The sequence below is a fragment of the Kitasatospora phosalacinea genome, assembly GCF_030268885.1.
GTDB lineage: Bacteria > Actinomycetota > Actinomycetes > Streptomycetales > Streptomycetaceae > Kitasatospora > Kitasatospora phosalacinea_C.
Map to the genome: position 1 here is coordinate 1 of NZ_BSSA01000069.1, position 5471 is coordinate 5471.

A 5471-nucleotide genomic window follows, 5' to 3' on the forward strand; every position below is an offset into this window, starting at 1 on the left:
TGCCCGGGCACCCCAGATAGTGACACGCCAACGACCACCGTCACGAGTGAACCCCACGCTGACAGTCCTTCCAGACGGGCACAAGAGAACCCCAGATAACTGGAGGACTTCGACTACGACGCGAACCACAACATCGATCCCGCCGTGATCAACACCCTCGCCACCAGGCTGGTGAACGAGCTGGTGGAAGCCGCCGACGAGAAGCAGCTCAACAAGACCATCGCCCGCTACGGCCGCGTCGACCTGCTCTGCATCGACGAACTCGGCTACACGGCACTCGACCGCCACGGCGCCGAACCGCTCTTCCAGGTCCTCACCGAACGCGAGGGGAAGAACAGCGTCGCCATCGGCTCCAACGAGAGCTCCGGCGGCTGGACCAAGACCTTCACCGACCACCGACCCCCACTCTGTGCGGCCGTCGTCGACCGCCCCACCTCCAACGGGACCATCATCAAGACCGGCACCGACTGCTACCGCCTCGCCACCACGCGAGCCCGAGCCGAACAAACCGCTGCCAGCCGACCTGCCTGCGGCCCGCCACCTCGCTCGCCGGGAGCGGGCCCCACCACTGGCGTCCTCAGCCGACCGTGAAGCCACCGTGGCCCGCCGTCTCGCGGAGCCAGCCGAGCCAGTCACACCACAAACCATCGGCCTCCAGCTCGGCGCGCAGGTCGGCTGACGCCTCCTCATACCGGTTCAGCGCCTGCATGATTTCTTCGGCGCCGACCAGCCACGGGCCGTTGCTCAGCAGCTTGAACTCCGGAATCCCGACCTTTCCCGGGACGGTCTGGGCCGAGGCGGCACGCTCGGCCGCGTTGAACGCGTCCCTCCGAGCCTGGTCGGCCGACCGCCAGTCCTCGATGTCCTTGAACGGCCAGGCAGGAAAGGGCTGATGGCCTGCTTGATAGGTCATGCCGGAGCGACGCAGCCCGTCCCGGCAGAACGCCATCCCGCCGATGTTCAGATGGAACTGGAACGGCTCCGCGAGCGAGAAGTACGACTTCGAACAGTCCGGGATGTGATCGCACGGCAGACCGTTGGCGATGCAGGACTCCCACCGGCACCGCGCTTCCGCTGCGGCTTCGGGCAGCTCAACCCACTCCAGGTCGTAGCCCATGAGTTCCCCCGTCGAACAGTTCAAGGCGGCTCGCGCAGAATGCCACGCCATGACGTCCCGAGGCGATCAGGAATCGGCTTCCGCTGCGGTCGGCCACAGTAGCCCTGCTGTCAAAAATCGTGAACATCCGCTCGCCCGGTGATCACCAACCGCTGCCCGAACTCGCGGACAACCGCGAGGTCCTGAACTTCCCCGCCGTGGTCGACGCCGGGCTCGGCAGGGAGGAGTACGGCAACCGGCCGGGCGGGTGGGGGTCCAGGCCCGTCGTCGGCCACCGCATCCGCGGGGGGCCGCTTCAGCCGGCGCGTCCGCGTCCGCGTCCCGCGCGGGGGGCGGGGGTTGTGGGCGGGGAGGCGGGGCGGGACCAGGAGGTGAACTGGCGCTGCAGGGACGTGACGATCTGGTGCCAGGAGGCGTTGAGGTCGTGGGGGTGGCCGAAGCCGCCGGTGGACTCGATGTCGATGAAGCCGTGGAAGGCGCTGCGCATCATCCGGGCCGCGTCGACCACCAGGTCCGGCTCGCGCAGGCCGTAGGCGCGGACCACCTCGTAGGTGACCTCGGTGCTGCGGGTGAAGCCGGTGCTGTCGGCGGGCAGGTCGCTGTCCGGTCCCGACTGGGTGGCCGTGTAGCGGCCGGGGTGGCGCAGGGCGTAGTCGCGGTAGGCGTCGGCGAAGGCGGCGAGGCGTTCGTCGGGGGACCACTGGCCGGCGACGGACCGGGCGAGGTGGGCGCTCATCTCCTCGGCGGCCAGGGCGGCCACGCGGGTGCGCACTTCGTTCAGGCTCCCGATGTGGGAGTAGAGGCTGGCGTCCTTGACCCCGAAGCCCCGGGCGAGCGCCGAGATGGTGACGTTCGCGAAGCCGATGCGGTCGGCCAGGTCCGCCGCGGCGTTGACGATCCGTCCGGTGGTCAGGCCGGCGCGTGCACCCATTCGTTGGCTCCTCGTACGGGCCCGGACCGGGCAGCCGGGCGGGATGGCGGGAAAGCTGCCGGTGCGCCCGACAGGGAGCGCCGCGTCCCGCACCGCCGGGCAGCGGTGGTGCGGGACGCGGAGAGGGGGCTACCGGCCGGGCGGTGGTTCACTCACCCCGGAGCTTGGCCACGACGCCCTCGGCGATCACCCGGGGGACCTCGGCGTAGCTGTGGAACTGCATGCTGTAGCTGGCCCGGCCGGAGGTCTTGCCGCGCAGGTCGCCGACGTAGCCGAACATCTCCGACAGCGGGACCAGTGCCTGCACCAGGCGGGCGCCGGCCCGCTCGTCCATGGCCTGGATCTGGCCGCGGCGGGAGTTGATGTCGCCGATCACCTCGCCGAGGTAGTCCTCGGGGGTGGTGACCTCGACGGCCATCATCGGTTCCAGCAGGACGGGGTGGGCCATCCGGGCGGCCTCCTTGAACGCCTGCGAACCGGCGATCTTGAAGGCGAGCTCGGAGGAGTCGACGTCGTGGTAGCCGCCGTCGAGCAGGCTGACCCGGATGCCGGTCATCTCGTAGCCGGCCAGGACGCCGAACTTCATGGCCTCCCGGCAGCCCGCGTCGACCGAGGGGATGTACTCCTTGGGGACGCGGCCGCCGGTGACCTTGTTCACGAACTCGTACGCCTCCTCGGCCCCGTCCTCCAGGGGCTCGATCGCGATCTGGATCTTCGCGAACTGGCCGGAGCCGCCGGTCTGCTTCTTGTGCGTGTAGTCGAGGCGCTCGACGGCCTTGCGGATCGTCTCGCGGTAGGCGACCTGCGGCTTGCCGACGTTGGCCTCGACCTTGAACTCGCGGCGCATCCGGTCGACCAGCACCTCCAGGTGCAGCTCGCCCATGCCGCCGATGACGGTCTGGCCGGTCTCCTCGTCCGCGTGGACCTGGAAGGACGGGTCCTCCTCGGCCAGGCGCTGGATGGCCACGCTCAGCTTCTCCTGGTCGCCCTTGGACTTGGGCTCGATCGCGACCTCGATCACCGGGCGGGGGAAGTCCATGGACTCCAGGACGACGGGGTGCTTCTCGTCGCACAGGGTCTCACCGGTGACGGTCTGCTTGAGGCCCATCACCGCCACGATGTCGCCGGCGCCCACCGAGTCGATCTCGGTGCGCTTGTTGGCGTGCATCCGGTAGACCTTGCCGATGCGCTCCCGGCGGCCCTTGACCGGGTTGAGCACCGAGCTGCCCGAGGTCAGCCGGCCGGAGTAGACGCGGACGAAGGTGAGCTTGCCCAGGTGCGGGTCCGACATGATCTTGAACACCAGGGCGGAGAGCGGCTCGTCGTCGCTGGGCCTGCGCCGCACGACCTCCTGCGGGTCCGCGACCGCGTGGCCCTCGACGGCGTCGACGTCCAGCGGTGAGGGGAGGTAGCGCACCACCGCGTCCAGCAGCGGCTGGACGCCCTTGTTCTTGAAGGCCGAGCCGCAGAACACCGGGGTGACGGTGGTGCTGCCGCCGATGCCGGTGGAGGCGATCGTGATGCGCCGGACCGCGGCGTCCAGCTGCGCCGCGGTGGGCTCGGTGCCCGCCAGGTAGAGCTCCATCACCTCCTCGTCGTTCTCCGCGACGCCCTCCAGCAGCCTGCCGCGCCACAGCTCGGCGGCGTCGGCGTACTCGGCGGGGATGTCGACCACGTCGTACATCTCGCCCTTGGCCGCCTCCGGGGACCAGACCAGGGCCTTCATCCGCACCAGGTCGATGACGCCGCGGAAGTCGGCCTCGGCCCCGATCGGGAGCTGCATGACCAGCGGGGTGGCATCGAGCCGCTCGGAGATCATGTCGACGCAGCGCAGGAAGTCGGCGCCGGTGCGGTCGAGCTTGTTGACGAAGCAGATCCGCGGGACGCCGTAGCGGTCGGCCTGCCGCCACACCGTCTCGGACTGGGGCTCGACGCCCGCGACGCCGTCGAACACCGTGACCGCGCCGTCGAGCACCCGCAGGTTGCGCTCCACCTCGATGGTGAAGTCGACGTGCCCGGGAGTGTCGATCAGGTTGATGGTGTGGTCCACGCCGTCCAGCACCCAGTGGCAGGTGGTCGCGGCGGAGGTGATGGTGATGCCGCGCTCCTGCTCCTGCTCCATCCAGTCCATCGTGGCAGCGCCGTCGTGGACCTCACCGATCTTGTACGAGACACCGGTGTAGAACAGGATCCGCTCGGTGGTCGTCGTCTTGCCCGCGTCGATGTGCGCCATGATCCCGACATTGCGGGCGGCGGCCAGATCGAGTGAGTTCTCAGCCATGACAATCAGTACTTCCTGCGCAGTGAACGGATGGTCGGGTCGGGCTTTCCGGCCCCGCGCGGGACTCCCTCCCCCGGGGCACCGTGCGTACGGCCGACGCGGTCCTCGTCCTTGACGTTCCGTCAGGAGCCTTGGTGCGTGGCCCGGTTCGTGACGGGACGGTCGGGGTTCGGGGGCGCGACGGACGCCGCGGGGCGCCGTGGTCCGGGCGGGAGATCCGCCGGTCACGACCTTATACCTAATATACGTTGGCTTTTGCCTAATATACACAGGGGCGCTATCGTGAGGAACATGAAGGCACTGACTGAGCCGGTGATCCGCGCATCATTCGTCAACTGCACCAAGGGTGAGGCGAGCCGGCTGACCCTGCCGCGCGACCTCTCCGAACTCCCCTGGGAGGACCTGGACTTCCTGGGCTGGCGGGACCCGGGCGCGCCCCAGCGCAGCTACATCGTCGCCGAGCACGGCGGGGAGCTCGTGGGCGTCGCCCTGCGGCTGGCCCAGCGCACCGGCCCGGCCGGCCACGGCTCCATGTGCTCGATCTGCCTGACCACGCACCTGGCCTCCGGCGTCTCCCTGATGACGGCCCGCAAGGCGCGCCGGGGCGGCGGCGACGAGGAGTACGCCTCGGCGGGCGAGTACTTCTGCAGCGACCTCGCCTGCTCGCGGTACGTCCGGGGCATGAAGCGCGCGGCCGCGTCGGGCATCCGGATGAAGGAGAGCCTGACCACGGAGGAGAAGGTGGCCCGCGTCCAGGCGAACCTGTCGACGTTCCTGAGCAAGGTCCTCGACGCCAAGGTCCTCGGCGTGTAGCGGCGGGGCCCCCGGACGCGGGGCGGTGCCGGAGTCCGGCGGGTTCCCCGGCGCCGCCCCGTGCACAGCCGGAAGGGGGCCGGGGCGGGCGGTGGTGGCCGGGCGGGTTCCGAGCAGGTGGATCCCGCCGTCCGCGGTGACGGCGCCCGCGACCTCCTGGGGCGCGCCGAAGTGCTCCTCCAGCCCGCGGGCCAGTGCGGCGACCCGCCGTACGGTGGCGAGGTCGAGCACCGCCCGGTGCGCCGCCGCCTCGGGGACCTCGACGACAACGGTCCCGCCGGTGGGGGCGGGCACCGTCTGCCGGGTCTTGCGCACCCTGCGCAGTTCGA

4 protein-coding genes and 1 pseudogene are annotated in these 5471 nt (G+C 70.2%); 2 read left to right on the plus strand and 3 right to left on the minus strand.

All coding sequences use genetic code 11. The features are described from left to right. Positions 1–99: 99 nt before the first annotated feature. Positions 100–519 (plus strand): annotated as a pseudogene (locus QSK52_RS38790) (ATP-binding protein); the annotation flags it as partial. A gap of 58 nt (positions 520–577) precedes the next feature. On the opposite strand, the gene QSK52_RS38795 reads toward QSK52_RS38790, so the two are convergent. From QSK52_RS38795 to fusA, 3 genes are all read right to left on the minus strand, one after another. Continuing rightward, positions 578–1117, minus strand: a complete 540-nt coding sequence (locus QSK52_RS38795; protein WP_285740995.1) for a hypothetical protein — start codon at positions 1115–1117, stop codon at positions 578–580. A 295-nt stretch (positions 1118–1412) separates the two neighbouring features. Continuing rightward, positions 1413–2048: a TetR/AcrR family transcriptional regulator gene (locus tag QSK52_RS38800; RefSeq protein WP_285740996.1), complete on the minus strand. Its 636-nt coding sequence runs from the start codon at positions 2046–2048 to the stop codon at positions 1413–1415. Between the two features lie 148 nt (positions 2049–2196). Continuing rightward, on the minus strand, positions 2197–4329 hold the full coding sequence (gene fusA, locus QSK52_RS38805; RefSeq protein ID WP_285740997.1) for an elongation factor G: 2133 nt from the start codon (positions 4327–4329) through the stop codon (positions 2197–2199). Positions 4330–4620: 291 nt separating this feature from the next. Between fusA and QSK52_RS38810 the strand changes: the two genes are divergently transcribed. Beyond that, entirely contained in the window at positions 4621–5142 is a 522-nt protein-coding gene (locus QSK52_RS38810) for an FBP domain-containing protein (protein ID WP_285740998.1), read from the plus strand. Positions 5143–5471 lie beyond the last annotated feature (329 nt).

Bases quoted from the DNA above. Each gene is read 5' to 3' on its own strand.
- QSK52_RS38810 (WP_285740998.1), top strand. From the start codon at position 4,621: ATGAAGGCACTGACTGAGCCGGTGATCCGCGCATCATTCGTCAACTGC.
- fusA (WP_285740997.1), bottom strand. From the start codon at position 4,329: ATGGCTGAGAACTCACTCGATCTGGCCGCCGCCCGCAATGTCGGGATC.
- QSK52_RS38795 (WP_285740995.1), bottom strand. From the start codon at position 1,117: ATGGGCTACGACCTGGAGTGGGTTGAGCTGCCCGAAGCCGCAGCGGAA.
- QSK52_RS38800 (WP_285740996.1), bottom strand. From the start codon at position 2,048: ATGGGTGCACGCGCCGGCCTGACCACCGGACGGATCGTCAACGCCGCG.